The following is a 14,059-nucleotide window of genomic DNA, read 5'->3' as shown; positions in this document are numbered from 1 at the left end:
TGCATTCATAATCTAAATAAAAGCCCTTCGATCTTTCACATTTCTAAACGGTTTCAATGCCCCATCTCTGCTACTCTTTCTGTCACTTACTGAAAAGTATCGGTATTTTGAGGCCGGTTTCACCCACCAGCCTCCATTTGAGCCCGAAGCCGGAGTCAATACTGACAACATGGATACCACTACGATTGTCCTTTTGCTGGCGGCCGTCGTTACCGTCTCGATCGTCATCATCGTTCTTAGTCAGATGCGCGAACGCGCCCGTATCGAGCGTGTTCGTAAGATTACCGCTCAGGAAGACGCCTACAAGAGAGCCCATAGCCTACTTTCGGAGATTCCGGGGCAATATCTGAGTGCTGATCTGAAACTCCTGCTGATCAAACGCATGGAGGATGCCTGCGCTGAACTTACGAGGCTGAAATCGGATCTGCCTGTAAAAAAATGGCAAGAGTCCGCCCAGCACCTCAAGAACGAGATCGTCGAAAAGCGGGACCCCCGAACACCCGTCAAGATCGATTCTCCGGAGAAGTCCGCCCATGTTAAGGAGCTTCTACAGAACTTATTCAAGATGATTGAGGCGATGCACAAGAGCGGGCGCGTTGATACTTCAACCGCCAAGAAGAACCTCAAGTATGTCCTGTTTCTGGTTCACAAGACGCACGCCGACCTGCATGTTTTCCAGGCTCGGGATTATGTCAAACAGAATCAGATCCGTAAGGCTATACATGCCTACCACCTGGCCAGCACCGAAATGGGCAAATCCCGTGAAAACCCACTGGCAATGAAAGCGGTCAAAAGCTTCCGCACCCGCATCAAGGAGCTGGAAGCCATAAGTTCTGAAGGCAAAGATACCGCCATTTCCGAGTCACAATCCAAGCTCGATCGGGAATGGGATACCTTCCTTCATGACGATGAATGGAAGAAAAAGGCAGACTACGACGACTAAGGGCAGCAACTACTCGTGATCAAAGGCTTCAGACAGCGGCTTTCCTACCGGCTCACCCGAGATACGGTATTGGTCGCCATGGCGCTGGGTCTGATCCTCAACATCGCGCAGATCACTCTGGATTATTTCAATGCCCGGGATGCCATGGCGGCAGAAGTCCGGGCATTGATCGACATTAGTGTCAGCCCTGCCTCCCAGATTGCCTACAACATTGATGTCCGGCTCGCCGAGGAGCTGCTTGACGGCCTGCTTCGCCATCCGGCGACCATTGATGTCAGAATAACTGACAGTGAAGGGCAGACTATGGCCGCGGCCAGCCAAAGCAGCCCGGTTTCACCGTATCGATGGGCCAGCGATCTGATGTTCGGCTCAAGCCGGGTCTTCAGCCAGGAACTCCGGGTACCCCAGCTTGAAGACCTGCCCCTGGGTCAGCTGATTATCACCATAGACACCTATCACTACGGCCTTCAGTTCCTTGAACGCGCGAGCTACACACTGATCAGCGGCCTGCTCAAGAGCCTTATTTTATCGGTAGCCTTGCTGGGCCTCTTTTTCATGGTGCTTACCAGGCCGATGTTGAATGTGATTAGTGCCCTGAGCCAGGTTAAGCCCAGCACACCGGAAAAGGTCCGATTGCCGGTTCCTGCCAACCATCAGGAAGACGAAATCGGAGCCATGGTAGGGATAATAAATCAGCACCTCCAGACCATGGATGCCACCCTTGCCCAACTCCGAACCGCCGAAAGCGCGATGAAGAATTACTCCAGCCAGCTGGAGCGGGAAGTTGAAGACCGTACCCGCCAGATCTCGGAAAAGAGCGACGCCCTTCAGCGCGGCAACCGGGCACTGGTAAAAGCCAAAGAGGATGCAGTTCGTCGAGCCAGGGGCCGGGCCAATTTCCTCGCCAGTATGAGCCATGAAATCCGGACACCGCTCAATGGCGTGCTCGGCATGCTGGGCCTTGCACTTGAAGGCAATCTGGATACCGGACAACGCAACCGCCTGGAAATTGCCCTGAATGCCTGTGAAAGCCTGCTTTCTTTGCTGAATGACATCCTCGACATTTCCAAGGTTGAGGCCGGTAAGCTCAGCCTGGAAAACATACCTTTCAGCATCCGAGACCTGATTGAAGACTGCACCACCCTGCACGCCCAGCAGGCTCGAAGGAAACACATTGATCTGGTAAACGAGATCGACCCCACCCTTCCGGAAAGCTTCCTGGGTGACCCCACCCGGACAAGGCAGATCCTTAACAACCTGCTAAGTAACGCAATCAAATTTACCGAAGGGGGCTCGGTGCGCATTAAGACCACTTATTCGGGCGGCAGTTTGCGCATTGACGTCATCGACACCGGTATTGGCATGTCCAACGAGGGATTACACCGTATTTTTTCCCCCTTTTCTCAGGCGGATGCAGATACCACACGACTCTATGGCGGCACTGGCCTTGGCCTGACACTGTGCCGCCAGCTGGTTGAACGCATGCACGGTCAAATCCTGGTGGATTCCCGGGAAGGAAGCGGCACTCACTTTACCGTAACCCTTCCCCTTCCGCTCCATGACGATAGCGGTTCACAAGGTCTGCCCGACTTCGCAGCCAGGCTTCGGGATACCGGCGTGGCCATGTCCATTCCACCCAACAACCCTCACAGGCTCGCCATTGAGTCACAACTGAGGGCATGGGATATCCCGGTCCGGGGCGCAAGCAGGTACCCGGAAGGCATTCTGGTGGTTGCGGCGACTGCCGAAGATCATGAAGCGATAGCGTTCGCCAATGCCTGGACCGGACAAGGTGTCATCCTGGCTGACCGCACAGGTACTGTCAGCCCCGGAAAACCGGGTCAGCAGGTACTTTCACTCCCGTTGCGCAGAAGTGAACTGCACCGCTGTCTGTGTCTGGCCGCCGGAATCACCCCGAAGGAGCCCAAAGATCGAGAGGCACAGAAAACCACCAAAGAACTGCCCTCTCGTTCGCTAAACATCCTGCTTGTGGAAGATAATCAGGTTAATCAACTCGTTGCCAGCAGCCTTCTGAAAAAGCTGGGGCACCAGGTCGATCATGCCGAGAACGGCCAGAGAGCCCTTGAGGCCCTGAAGATCAAGGGCTATGACCTGGTTCTGATGGATTGCCAGATGCCCGTGATGGACGGTTACGAAGCAACCCGCAAAATCCGCGAGAACAAAGACTGGCAGGACCTGCCCGTTATCGCAGTGACTGCCAACGTTATGCAGGGTGACAGGGAGGACTGTATTGCATCCGGGATGAATGACTACATCACCAAACCTTACAACCGTGAGGAGCTGAAATCAGCCATCAACCGCTGGGCTCCCCTTCTTCCTCCAAAGCCATAAGCACGGCCTTAAGCTCCTTCCGGAGAGCCAGCAGACGTTCAGGGGCAATCCGAAGCCCACACAAAAGTCGCCCCGGCACGGCCTCAGCTTTTGCCCGCAAGGCTCGACCCGATTCGGTGAGCGACAGCGTCACCACGCGTTCATCCTCAGTGCTTCTCTGCCTGAGAACCAGCCCACGATCAGCCAGTCTCTTAAGCAAGGGCGTCAGCGTGCCTGAATCAAGGCGCAGCCGTTTCCCCAGGCTCGAAACGCGAGTGACATTCCCCGCAAGTTCCTGCTCCCAGAGCACAAGCATCACCAGATACTGGGGATAGGTCAGCTCAAGATCTGCCAGCAGTGGGCGATAACGCGCAGTTATTTCCCTGCTCGCCGCATAAAGGGCAAAACAGATCTGGTTATCCAGAGCCAGCAGATCATTTGAGGCATCCATGATTACAGTAAGTTCTCGATGTCTTTTCGAATGTCCTGCGGCTTGGCTGTCGGCGGATAACGACGAATCACTTTTCCATCCCGGCCAATCAGAAACTTGGTGAAGTTCCATTTAACCTTCTCGGATCCCATCACCCCCTTCGCTTCTTTTTTCAAAAACTGGAAGAGCGGGTGAGCGCCATCCCCATTGACCTCAATCTTCGAGAACATCGGGAAATCTACACCGTAATTGAGGCTGCAGAACTCACTGATTGAATCATTATTGCCCGGATCCTGGTTCATAAACTGATTACAGGGAAAACCCAGTACCTCCAGACCACGGTCGCCCAGCTCGGCATGCAGGCCCTGCAACCCTTCAAGCTGGGGTGTGAACCCACATTTGCTTGCAGTATTGACGATCAGAAGTACTTTGCCCTGATAGTCGGCCATGCTTTTTTCATTGCCCTTGATATCGCTCACGGTGAAATCGTAAATGCTTTGTTCAGACACGGCAGCTCTCCATTTTTCTGTATTTTGTATTTTGCACATTTATATTGTGCACAACTCTTTTGGGAAATACACGACTTTCCGGTCCCTGAGAGGAGCTATCTGAAAATTGACTTCAGCTTTGCCCGCTAAATATCCCTGACTACGCCACAATTCATCATAATTACCCTGTTGCCCGCGCCCTTCGCTCCGCTAGAATAAAGGCCTGCCCTACGGCAAATCTTATTTTCCGCACTCAGATGAAGGAAACCCGGGTCTTATGCAGAACTACTACAAATCCGCCAAGCTGGATAACGTGTGTTACGAAATACGTGGCGTAGTTCTGCGGGAAGCGCGTCGCCTCGAAGAGGAAGGCCACCGGGTACTCAAACTCAATATCGGCAACCCTGCCGCGTTTGAACTGGATGTTCCGGAAGAAATTCAGCAGGACGTCATCTACAACATGCACCAGGCTCAGGGCTATGTTGAATCCAAAGGCCTGTTTTCTGCCCGTAAGGCCGTGATGCACTATTGTCAGCAGCGTGGTATCGACAAGGTCGATATCGATGATATTTTCCTCGGCAACGGCGTCAGCGAACTGATCGTGATGACCATGCAGGCGATGCTGAATACCGGCGATGAAGTCCTGATCCCGGCACCGGATTACCCCCTCTGGACCGCAGCCGTGACCCTATCCAGTGGCAAGCCGGTGCACTATCGATGTGACGAACAGCAGGACTGGTTCCCTGATATCGATGACATCCGCAAGAAAATCACCCGACGCACCCGGGCCATCGTTCTGATCAACCCGAATAACCCCACGGGCGCTGTCTATTCCACGGAGTTGCTTGAACAGGTCATCGAACTGGCCCGTCAACACAACCTCATCGTTTTGTCGGACGAGATCTACGACAAGATTCTTTACGATGGCACCACCCATGTGTCTACCGCGTCTTTGGCGGATGACGTGCTCTTTTTTACCTACAATGGCCTTTCAAAGAACTATCGGGCGGCCGGGTACCGCTCTGGCTGGATGATCATCAGTGGCGCCAAGCATCGGGCAACAGACCTGATGGAGGGTATTGAAATGCTTTCCAACATGCGCCTGTGCGCCAACGTTCCCGCCCAGCTTGCCATTCAGACCGCACTCGGTGGATACCAGTCCATTAATGACCTGGTGGCCCCGGGCGGACGGCTATTTGAACAGCGCGAGACGGCCTGGCGGATGTTGAACGATATTCCCGGTGTTAGTTGCGTCAAACCACAGGGCGCACTTTACCTTTTCCCGAAACTGGACCCGAAGAAATTCCCGATCGCCAATGACGAGAAGCTCGTGCTGGATCTTCTGATCCAGGAGAAGATTCTGCTGGTGCAGGGCTCGGCTTTTAATATCGACGACAAGCAGCACCTGCGCGTTGTGTTCCTGCCCAGGGAGGATACCCTCGAAGACGCCATGTCGCGGCTTGGACATTTCCTGGGCAATTATCAGCAGTAACGGAGTTTTCATGGCGGACATTCACGTCGAGGAGTTTTATAAAGATGTTGCCATTGCACTGGTGCAGCTCTATGGGGCCTTTCCAAGAAGGGTAAACCTGTTCGTCGAGGATATAGCAGGCCCGGACGAACCGGATGAATTCGGGCTACACAGCAAACGGCATATGGCCTGTTTCGGGGCCCTGCTGTGGCTTGAGGAAGAAGGGCTGCTCCGATACGTGGACACCATCCGTCAGGAAGCTCTGGATCAGGCCGTACTCACTCGTACCGCCTTTGTTCGCCTTAGCGCCCCGGCACCGGCTTATCTTACCCGTGAATCCGGACACGACCCGGACCAGGCCGGAGGAAATCTGCCGCCTTCGGTAAAGAAAGACCTGTCGACCTATATTCACCTGATCCGCACAGCTCTGAAAAGCGGTCACTCCGGGCATATTAGCGAGACCGTTCAGGCCACCTTCTTTGCCGACAAGGAGCGTTAAATTCCTGTAAATCCATTGAACGTGTGAACCATGGCCACATATTGTGGTCCCATGCATGGCTTGCAGGTGTTCGATTAACAGATCAAGGAATTCACATGCGCATTCTGTTGTTTTTGGCAACAAACCTGGCCGTCATTCTTGTGGCCAGCTTCACGCTGCGACTGCTGGGCGTGGACAGCTACCTGTCTCAGTATGGCATTCAATATGGGCCACTACTGGCATTCGCCGCGGTCTTTGGCTTTGCGGGTTCAATTATTTCGCTACTGATCTCCAAGCGCATGGCCAAATGGAGCACCCGTGCGAAGATCATTGAATCTCCGCGTAGCCCGGCTGAGCGCTGGCTGGTAGATACTGTGGCTGAACTGGCAAGCAATGCCGGTATCGGAATGCCTGAGGTTGCTATCTTCCCTGCATCCCAATCCAATGCCTTTGCCACAGGGTGGAACAAGAATAACGCCCTCGTTGCCGTCAGCGAGGGTTTGCTGCAGCGCTTTGACAAGAATGAAATTCGGGCCGTGCTCGGCCATGAAATAGGCCACGTTGCCAATGGTGACATGGTCACGCTTGCGTTGATTCAGGGCGTCGTCAACACCTTTGTGATCTTCGCGTCCCGCGTCATCGGCTCGTTTGTCGACCGGGTGGTATTCAAAAACGAAAGCGGCCATGGCATCGGTTTTTTTGTTGTCAGTATTGTCGCCGAGATCGTACTGGGCATACTGGCGAGCACAATCGTCTTCTGGTTCTCCCGTCGCCGTGAGTTCCGGGCAGACATTGCAGGTGCCCAGCTCGCGGGCCGGACAGCCATGATCAGCGCTCTCGCGCGGCTGAAAGAGGAAAGCGAAGTGCCGGATCAGATGCCGGACACTCTGCAGGCTTTTGGTATTAACCGGGGAGCGCGAGCAGGCTTGAGTGCCCTGTTCATGACCCATCCGCCCTTGGAAGACCGCATTAAGGCCTTAAAACAGGCGAACCTGTAAATAAAAAACCGGGGCAATGACCCCGGTTTTTTATTCATCTTCGTGCCAGAAATCAGTCAGATCTTCAGCTTGAATCCAATCGCACGGAAACTGTCCTGCAAGGACTTACTGGTCCCTTTGAGCTGGACTTTCAGACTGGAACATTCCCTTCGCACTGGATAGTCCCGCCGCAAGCGGTCAAAGGCGGCGGCCCGCTCATCCGCCGACCCTCCCATGGCGGCTCTCAGGCGTGTATCGTCCCGACGCGGATCGTAACAGACTCGCAAAGCAATTCTGACAGCATCATCCTCATCGGCAGCACTGGTGAAGGACACCTTGCTCAGCGCAGGTTCTGGCAGAAACTGCCCCGCTTTCTTACGGACTGGCAAACCAAGGAAACGGCTCAATGCCTGGTAAATCATCTCCGTACCCTGAACCTTACCTTCAAGGCTATACCCGGCAACATGTGGCGTTGCAAGCCAGAGCTGATCAACGAGATCCGGACTGATCCGAGGCTCCTGCTCCCAGACATCCAGAGCCACCAGAGGTGCATCGCCCTGCTCCAGCCGGGCCTGCAGTGCAACTGTATCGACAACCTCACCACGACCTGCGTTGATCAACAGCTGGTCCGAGGTCAGCGCATCCAGCTCCCGCTCCCCGACCATATGGTATGTGGAATAAGGCTGCTCTTTGGTAAGCGGGGTATGCAGAGTCACTACATCGCACTCAAGGGCCTCAGCAAGGGACACGAACTGCGGACCACCTTCTTCTTCGCGCTCGGCCCTCGGTGGGTCACAGAGCCGGATATCAAATCCAAGCCTATCCAGTTTGTGGGCGATTTCTCCGCCAACATTGCCCACACCAACAATACCGACGCTGATCCGGGTCCAATCTTCCAGGCCACGCTGTTCGGCGTGAAGGGAAAGGATCGACAGCACATACTCGGCGACGCTATTGGCGTTGCATCCGGGCGCCGCTGAAAAACTGATACCGTTCCGCTCCAACCACTCCCGATCTACGTGGTCGGTCCCGATCGTTGCCGTACCGACAAAACGAACCCGGCTGCCTTCGAGTAATTCACGACCTACTCTGGTTACGGAGCGCACCAGAAGGATATCTGCATCCCTGACATCATCGGCACTCATGGTCCGTCCAGACACACGACGTATCTCGCCGATATCTCCAAAAAAAGAGTCAAGTAACGGAATATTCTCGTCTGCTACGATCAACATTGTCATTTCCGGCTCTATCAGTTCCTGCGCGGTCGCTGATTGCGACTACCCGGACCACGTCCACCCTGAGGGCGACGACCACCGCGTTTACGGGTAATGGGCGGGTTCTCCATCGTTGCCATGAGTGCCTCATCGGGAACCGCCGTCTTCAGTTTCTGGCTGATGTAGCTCTCAATCGCCGGCAGCGCAAACGAATCATCTTCACCCGCAAAACTGATGGAAACCCCATGCTTGCCCGCACGGCCGGTGCGACCAATACGATGTACATAATCCTCCGCATTGTCGGGAAGATTGTAGTTAAACACGTGAGTCACACCATTAACGTGAATACCACGACCGGCCACATCCGTAGCCACCAGGACCTGAATGCTGCCTTTCTTGAACTGATCCAGAGTTTTAAGGCGTTTATTCTGGGCTATTTCGCCCGACATCAGGGACACCTTGACTCCCTGGTTGCGCAGATCCTCTTCCAGGTCACGACACTGGTCCCGACGATTGGCAAAGACAAGGGCCTTCTCCACTTCCGGGCGCTTGAGGTAATTCACCAAAACAGGCAGTTTCTCGTCGTCACCAACAAGATATACCGTCTGTTCGACCCGTTCTGCCGTCTTTTGCTCGGGTTCGATTTCCACAAACTCGGCATTTTTGGTCCACATGGAAGCCAGGTTGAGAACATCCTGATTAAACGTGGCACTAAACAGCAGTGTCTGACGATCGTCCTTCGCGGTGCACTTGCGGATGATCCGCTTAACATCGGGAATAAAGCCCATGTCCAGCATCCGGTCCGCCTCATCGAGGATCAGGATATCAAGCTGGTCAAGGAAAACGTCCTGGGATCCTAGAAAATCAATCAGGCGTCCGGGAGTGGCTACCAGAATATCGACAATTCCGTTCTGCAACTGATCCCGCTGCTTGTCGTAATTCATCCCACCAACAACAGTTACAACATTGTGACCGGTATATTGGCAAAGCTGCTCCGCATCCTTGGCAATCTGCATCGCCAGCTCGCGGGTTGGCGCCAAAGCCAGAACCCGTGGTTCAGAAGCAAACCTCTCCTTTTCAGGAATCGGTGTTTCCAGCAAAGTCTGAATAGCGGTAATCAGGAATGCCGCTGTTTTCCCGGTGCCAGTCTGAGCCTGACCGATGAGGTCTTCACATGCCAGAGTCCACGGGAGAGTTTCAGCCTGAATGGGCGTGCAGTATTCGAATCCAATCGCCGTAATGGCATCCAGCAAACGCTTGTCCAGATTCAGATCATGGAACCGAAGGTCGCCAGTGTGCTTTGGGTCAGATGTCATACAGTCTCAGTTTTCCTCAGATTATCCAGTTCGGAATACGACGGAGCGATTCGTCGGATATCCTGCTGCCAGGCCTCGACAAAGTTATCTCCGGTTCCATAAAAATATTTCAGAGTGTCCAAAAAGTCTAAGGCCCGGCCTGGGAGCTCGTCCACCAGGTACAACCCGGCCTGCTCCACCACCTTGTGCCTGAAGCTCATGTCGTCCGCAGCTCCGTCTCCGGAAAGGTTATCCACGCTAATGTGGAATCGGGAGCCCGCTGCCACTGAAAAAAGCCACTCCAGCGCCTGCGGCCTGACTTCCACCTGTTCAAACGCGCGCTGCTGTTCAGGCGTACGACCGTCCGGACAGTACCAGTACCCATAGTCATGAAGTGTGCGCCGGTGCTCACCAGCGATACACCAGTGGCTGACTTCGTGCAGAGCACTGGCATAATAGCCGTGTGCAAAAATGACCTGGGCAAGGCCATTGGGCCCGCTCGCAGGCAAGTACTCAGGTTCATCGTTGCCTCTGACCAGAATCGTCCGGTAAGTTTCCCGGAACAGGTCATTAAACAGCATGATAAGATCATTTGGACTGTGATTCATTGGGTGGCTATTGTGCGACTTTACTGCGTTCAATACCAGAGGGAACTTTGGTCCTCCACCCTTGTCCATTGACGCTGAAACCAACACGGTCAGCGTGACAAGTAACCCGTCACGGACACTTCGCCTCGAAACGATGACCAGACAGGAATCAGAAAAACCTATGACAGCCTTCGCTGCGGTACTCGACGACTGCCAACAGAAAACACGGCTATTGACTCCAATTCTAGCCTTTTTGACGCTGTTACTGTCCACTGGCAGCGTGATGGCTCTCGGGAACAGCAGCAGTTCTTTGTTCGGTGGTACCGATAATGGCTTTCTGCCTGTCGATGAAGCGCTGCCTTTCAGTTACAGCACAGATAACGGCGCCGTCATTCTTTCCTGGAACATTACGCCGGGTCACTACCTCTATCAGGGCCGCGTGCGCATTACCCCTGTCACGGAAGGCGTCGAAACTGGAAAGCCACAGTTCTCGCTCAAAGGCGAGACTATTCAGGACGAATACTTCGGAAAAGTGTCCGTCTTTTATGATCCGGTGGAGGCCCGGGTCCCGATAACCCTGCCGGAGGGCGTCAGCGAAGCTCAGCTGCAGGTTACCTACCAGGGCTGTGCCAAAGCGGGGCTATGCTACCCGCCCCAAACCCGGGATGTACTGTATTACCCCGGGAGCTCTTCCGGCACCGCCTCAAACGTCTCTTCGAATGATTCCGCGGTCAACCGCGTCCAGAGCAGTGATAACAGCACCGGCCCCAGGGATGTGGTCGATACCTCTTCAGCGACGGGTCTCGCCGGGTTTCTTTCCCGCCAGTCCACCGCGGTGATCGCTGGCGTGTTTTTCCTTTTGGGGCTGGGGCTGACCTTCACACCCTGCGTCCTGCCGATGGTACCAATCATCTCGACACTGGTCTCCGGGCACAACACCCGCACAACCGCTCACGCCCTCATGCTTTCTGGAAGTTACGTACTGGGAATGGCCCTTACTTACGCTGCGGCCGGCGTCGTTACGGGTTTGCTGGGTGCAAGCTTTAATCTTCAGGCACAGCTTCAGTCGCCTCTGGTGCTTGGTGTTTTCGCGGCACTGTTCGTCGCCTTCGCGTTATCCATGTTCGACCTGTTTGAAATTCAGCTGCCCCGATTTATCCGCGAACCACTGAACGAGGCCAGCCACCGCCTGACTGGCACCCGCGTCGTCAGTATTTTCGGGATTGGTGCACTGTCGGCCCTGATTGTTTCCCCATGCGTATCAGCACCGTTAGCAGGAAGCCTGCTGTATATTTCCACCACACAGGATGCATTCATAGGTGGCGTTGCGCTGTTTGCCATGGGTCTTGGCATGGGGGTTCCCCTGATCCTGGTTGCTGTCGGCGGCCGAAAACTGCTGCCAAGCTCCGGTCACTGGATGACCACAGTCAAGCATTTCTATGGTGTCATGCTTCTGGCCGTCGCTATCTGGCTGATCGAACGGCTGGTCCCTGCCTGGCTGGCGCTGATGCTTTGGGGAATTCTTATTGCCATTACCGGGGTCCAGCTTGGGGCCTTTGATGCAGCAAAGGCCGGCTGGGAGCGAACCCGTAAGGGACTTGGCCTGGTTTTATTCGCCTACGGCCTGGCCCTGCTTGCCGGCGCCGTTGGTGGTGCCAGTGATCCATTAAAACCTCTGGCACCATTCACAGCGGCACCGGTCACTTCAGGCCCTGGAGTGACCGCCGGGCAGGCCAGCTTCGATCGAATGGAAGCTCCGGAGAGAATACGTGCAATGCTGGCGAAAGCCAGCAATGAAAACCGTCCGGTCGTCCTCGATTTCTACGCGGATTGGTGCATCTCGTGCAAAGTTATGGAGCGGAACGTTTTCAGTGATCCCCAGGTTATTCAGGCGCTGGCACCCTATAAACTCCTGCAGATTGACCTGACGGAAAACACCGCCGCCCAGCAGGCTCTTCTGAACGAACTGGGACTTTTTGGCCCGCCAGCCATTCTGTTCTACCGAAGGGATGGTCAGGAGCTGGCCGGCCAGCGGGTTCTCGGTGAGATGGACCGGGACGAGTTTCTAAACCACCTCACAGAGCTGGGTATTGACGCATGAAGACGATTACGCCCCCCCGCCTCGGCGGATCATGAAAACAAACTCTCCACCCTGCTCCTGCTCACTGATCAGTTCATGCCCCAGAAACTGGCAAAACCTTGGTATATCCCTGGTTGTTGAGGGATCCGTCGCAATAACCCTCAAGGTGCCCCCGGGATCAACGTCATTGATGCGATTGTGCAACATCATCACGGGCTCCGGGCAAAATAGCCCGCGGGCATCCAGCTCCGCGTCGTATTTTTCAGCCGTCAAAACACTTCTCCTTTCCACTAACCTGATTTTTCAGGAATACGTGCTAAATTATTGTTTACACCAGTTAAAACGAATGGAGGTGAGTCATGATCCGGGTTCTCATTGAACGTCATATCGCGGAAACCCTGGAAGATGCCTATGAGGAGCGCGCCCGCAAGGTGCTGCAACAGGCTGTCAGCGCGCCCGGGTTTATTTCAGGCGAAACACTGTCCGATAGCCATGATCCCAACCACAGAATAACCCTGGCCAACTGGCGATCGGAAGTTGACTGGGACCGGTGGTACCATTCACAACAGCGCCGCGAACTCATGTTAGAGCTTGTTCCCATGATGGACCGCAACGAAATAATCACTGTTCTGGAACACAGTGCGGTCTAACCCGTTCGTTCGATGAAGCAGGTGATCTCCTCCCGGTCATGGTAGAGATGGCGCGCCTTGAGCCTGTACCCAATGCCAGCCTCTGCCAGACCCTTAACGATGATATCGCGGCAGATCAGCCACTCATCGTAACGTTTCTTCATCGGTAGCTTCAGGTTAAACACCGCGAACCGGGCGTAGCCGCCGCCAACCCAGTCCACCGCAAGATTTGCGGTTTTTCGTGGCTGATCGACTATATCGCACACCATCCAGTCGATCCCGCGTTTCGGGCGCCAGCTGTATCCATCCGCCTCCACATGATCCACCTGTCCAGACGCCATCAGTTCCGCATCCATCGGCCCGTTATCCACCGCTGTAACAAACATGCCCTGACGCACCAGCTGCCATGTCCAGCCGCCGGGGGCGGCCCCCAGGTCGGCCGCCTTTTTGCCGCCGCCCAGATAATCCAGTTCCTGCTCCGGTGGCAGAAAAACCTTCCAGGCTTCTTCCAGTTTTAGCGCCGATCGACTGGGGGCGGAAGCAGGCAGACGCAACCTGGGAATACCGCCGACATAACGCGCCCGGTTGCCTTCAACACTGAAGCCTATAACTGCCTGCTGAAAATCCGGCAACAGGATCTCAAGCCTTGCAGGCGCCGGCGCATTCTGGTCAGCCTTCAGCAAACCAGCCCCTCTCAACCCGCGAGACAAAGGCGACATCCACTTACGGGCAAAGTTTCCCAGATCACGATCGCCATTATTCTCCGGCAATCTGATTTCCAGTCGGGCGCACCCCGGATAACCCCGGTTCAGATCACCAAGACCGGCAATCACGGCCCCCACCCGGTCCTGCTCAGGCAGAGGAAACTGTCCAAGCACAACAAACCAGTCCCGGACAAAGACCAGGTCTTCAAGGTCTACCCGAGCCAGCATCGTTTCTGCCGTTTCGGGCCCAGCCAGGGAAAACCGTACGAACCCCTGCCCCTTTTCCGGCTCGAAATATCCAAAAACGCCGCATTCGGCGCCTTTGTCGGTAAGCTCACGACCAGCCTCGGCCTCAAAGCCTGGACGGCAAAACGCAAGAATCTGTTCCATGCAAAACCTGTAATCGGGGGAAGCAAAGGCAACCCTGTAAAT

Annotated in this window: 14 protein-coding genes; 7 read left to right on the top strand and 7 right to left on the bottom strand. The window is 54.8% G+C overall.

Annotation, left to right across the window (positions count from 1 at the left end):
- The first annotated feature begins 169 nt into the window (after positions 1-169).
- On the top strand, positions 170-943 hold the full coding sequence (locus KFJ24_RS04470; RefSeq protein ID WP_250829874.1) for a hypothetical protein: 774 nt from the start codon (positions 170-172) through the stop codon (positions 941-943).
- A 15-nt stretch (positions 944-958) separates the two neighbouring features.
- Positions 959-3,295, top strand: a complete 2,337-nt coding sequence (locus KFJ24_RS04465) for a hybrid sensor histidine kinase/response regulator (protein ID WP_250829873.1) — start codon at positions 959-961, stop codon at positions 3,293-3,295.
- On the opposite strand, the gene KFJ24_RS04460 is transcribed toward KFJ24_RS04465, so the two are convergent.
- Positions 3,258-3,725 (bottom strand): MarR family winged helix-turn-helix transcriptional regulator, encoded by a 468-nt coding sequence (locus KFJ24_RS04460; protein ID WP_250829872.1) that lies wholly within the window; start codon positions 3,723-3,725, stop codon positions 3,258-3,260. The two genes, KFJ24_RS04465 and KFJ24_RS04460, sit on opposite strands and share 38 nt — an antisense overlap.
- A 2-nt stretch (positions 3,726-3,727) precedes the next feature.
- The gene (locus tag KFJ24_RS04455) at positions 3,728-4,252 is read right to left on the bottom strand and encodes a glutathione peroxidase (RefSeq protein ID WP_284709154.1); all 525 of its coding nucleotides are present in this window, start codon (positions 4,250-4,252) and stop codon (positions 3,728-3,730) included.
- Positions 4,253-4,469: 217 nt separating this feature from the next.
- On the opposite strand from KFJ24_RS04455, the gene KFJ24_RS04450 reads away from it, so the two are divergent.
- The 3 genes from KFJ24_RS04450 to htpX all read left to right on the top strand — a co-directional run bounded on the left by KFJ24_RS04450 (position 4,470) and on the right by htpX (position 7,139).
- A complete protein-coding gene (locus KFJ24_RS04450; RefSeq protein ID WP_250829871.1) occupies positions 4,470-5,684 on the top strand; it encodes a pyridoxal phosphate-dependent aminotransferase in 1,215 nt (404 codons plus the stop codon).
- 10 nt (positions 5,685-5,694) lie between these two features.
- On the top strand, positions 5,695-6,162 hold the full coding sequence (locus KFJ24_RS04445) for a hypothetical protein (protein WP_250829870.1): 468 nt from the start codon (positions 5,695-5,697) through the stop codon (positions 6,160-6,162).
- A gap of 95 nt (positions 6,163-6,257) precedes the next feature.
- Positions 6,258-7,139: a protease HtpX gene (gene htpX, locus KFJ24_RS04440; protein WP_250829869.1), complete on the top strand. Its 882-nt coding sequence runs from the start codon at positions 6,258-6,260 to the stop codon at positions 7,137-7,139.
- Between the two features lie 56 nt (positions 7,140-7,195).
- Here htpX and pdxB read toward each other — a convergent pair whose 3' ends face one another.
- Genes pdxB through KFJ24_RS04425 form a run of 3 tightly spaced genes read right to left on the bottom strand, consistent with a single transcriptional unit; the run spans position 7,196 to position 10,235 of the window.
- Positions 7,196-8,350, bottom strand: a complete 1,155-nt coding sequence (gene pdxB, locus KFJ24_RS04435; protein ID WP_250829868.1) for a 4-phosphoerythronate dehydrogenase PdxB — start codon at positions 8,348-8,350, stop codon at positions 7,196-7,198.
- A gap of 17 nt (positions 8,351-8,367) precedes the next feature.
- On the bottom strand, positions 8,368-9,648 hold the full coding sequence (locus KFJ24_RS04430; protein WP_250829867.1) for a DEAD/DEAH box helicase: 1,281 nt from the start codon (positions 9,646-9,648) through the stop codon (positions 8,368-8,370).
- Positions 9,645-10,235, bottom strand: coding sequence for an elongation factor P hydroxylase (locus KFJ24_RS04425; protein WP_250829866.1), 591 nt, complete (start codon positions 10,233-10,235; stop codon positions 9,645-9,647). Before KFJ24_RS04425 ends, KFJ24_RS04430 begins: the two co-directional genes overlap by 4 nt.
- Positions 10,236-10,395: 160 nt before the next feature.
- Between KFJ24_RS04425 and dsbD the strand changes: the two genes are divergently transcribed.
- Positions 10,396-12,315: a protein-disulfide reductase DsbD gene (gene dsbD, locus KFJ24_RS04420; protein ID WP_250829865.1), complete on the top strand. Its 1,920-nt coding sequence runs from the start codon at positions 10,396-10,398 to the stop codon at positions 12,313-12,315.
- 6 nt (positions 12,316-12,321) lie between these two features.
- On the opposite strand, the gene tusA is transcribed toward dsbD, so the two are convergent.
- Positions 12,322-12,567, bottom strand: coding sequence for a sulfurtransferase TusA (gene tusA / locus KFJ24_RS04415; RefSeq protein WP_250829864.1), 246 nt, complete (start codon positions 12,565-12,567; stop codon positions 12,322-12,324).
- 86 nt (positions 12,568-12,653) lie between these two features.
- Here tusA and KFJ24_RS04410 point away from each other — a divergent pair, with 86 nt between their 5' ends.
- Positions 12,654-12,944, top strand: a complete 291-nt coding sequence (locus KFJ24_RS04410; RefSeq protein ID WP_250829863.1) for an antibiotic biosynthesis monooxygenase family protein — start codon at positions 12,654-12,656, stop codon at positions 12,942-12,944.
- On the opposite strand, the gene rlmM is transcribed toward KFJ24_RS04410, so the two are convergent.
- Positions 12,941-14,017, bottom strand: coding sequence for a 23S rRNA (cytidine(2498)-2'-O)-methyltransferase RlmM (gene rlmM, locus KFJ24_RS04405; protein WP_250829862.1), 1,077 nt, complete (start codon positions 14,015-14,017; stop codon positions 12,941-12,943). The two genes, KFJ24_RS04410 and rlmM, sit on opposite strands and share 4 nt — an antisense overlap.
- Between the last annotated feature and the right edge of the window lie 42 nt (positions 14,018-14,059).

This window comes from Marinobacter sediminum, assembly GCF_023657445.1.
In the GTDB taxonomy this organism is placed as follows: Bacteria; Pseudomonadota; Gammaproteobacteria; order Pseudomonadales; family Oleiphilaceae; genus Marinobacter; species Marinobacter sediminum_A.
This window is presented reverse-complemented; position numbering and strand designations above follow the sequence as displayed.

What these genes read in the sequence shown, in the direction of transcription:
- KFJ24_RS04470 (WP_250829874.1), top strand. Translation starts at nt 170, where the DNA reads ATGGATACCACTACGATTGTCCTTTTGCTGGCGGCCGTCGTTACCGTC.
- KFJ24_RS04425 (WP_250829866.1), bottom strand. Translation starts at nt 10,235, where the DNA reads ATGAATCACAGTCCAAATGATCTTATCATGCTGTTTAATGACCTGTTC.
- KFJ24_RS04455 (WP_284709154.1), bottom strand. Translation starts at nt 4,252, where the DNA reads ATGTGCAAAATACAAAATACAGAAAAATGGAGAGCTGCCGTGTCTGAA.
- KFJ24_RS04445 (WP_250829870.1), top strand. Translation starts at nt 5,695, where the DNA reads ATGGCGGACATTCACGTCGAGGAGTTTTATAAAGATGTTGCCATTGCA.
- KFJ24_RS04410 (WP_250829863.1), top strand. Translation starts at nt 12,654, where the DNA reads ATGATCCGGGTTCTCATTGAACGTCATATCGCGGAAACCCTGGAAGAT.
- htpX (WP_250829869.1), top strand. Translation starts at nt 6,258, where the DNA reads ATGCGCATTCTGTTGTTTTTGGCAACAAACCTGGCCGTCATTCTTGTG.
- KFJ24_RS04430 (WP_250829867.1), bottom strand. Translation starts at nt 9,648, where the DNA reads ATGACATCTGACCCAAAGCACACTGGCGACCTTCGGTTCCATGATCTG.
- KFJ24_RS04450 (WP_250829871.1), top strand. Translation starts at nt 4,470, where the DNA reads ATGCAGAACTACTACAAATCCGCCAAGCTGGATAACGTGTGTTACGAA.
- rlmM (WP_250829862.1), bottom strand. Translation starts at nt 14,017, where the DNA reads ATGGAACAGATTCTTGCGTTTTGCCGTCCAGGCTTTGAGGCCGAGGCT.
- KFJ24_RS04460 (WP_250829872.1), bottom strand. Translation starts at nt 3,725, where the DNA reads ATGGATGCCTCAAATGATCTGCTGGCTCTGGATAACCAGATCTGTTTT.
- pdxB (WP_250829868.1), bottom strand. Translation starts at nt 8,350, where the DNA reads ATGTTGATCGTAGCAGACGAGAATATTCCGTTACTTGACTCTTTTTTT.
- dsbD (WP_250829865.1), top strand. Translation starts at nt 10,396, where the DNA reads ATGACAGCCTTCGCTGCGGTACTCGACGACTGCCAACAGAAAACACGG.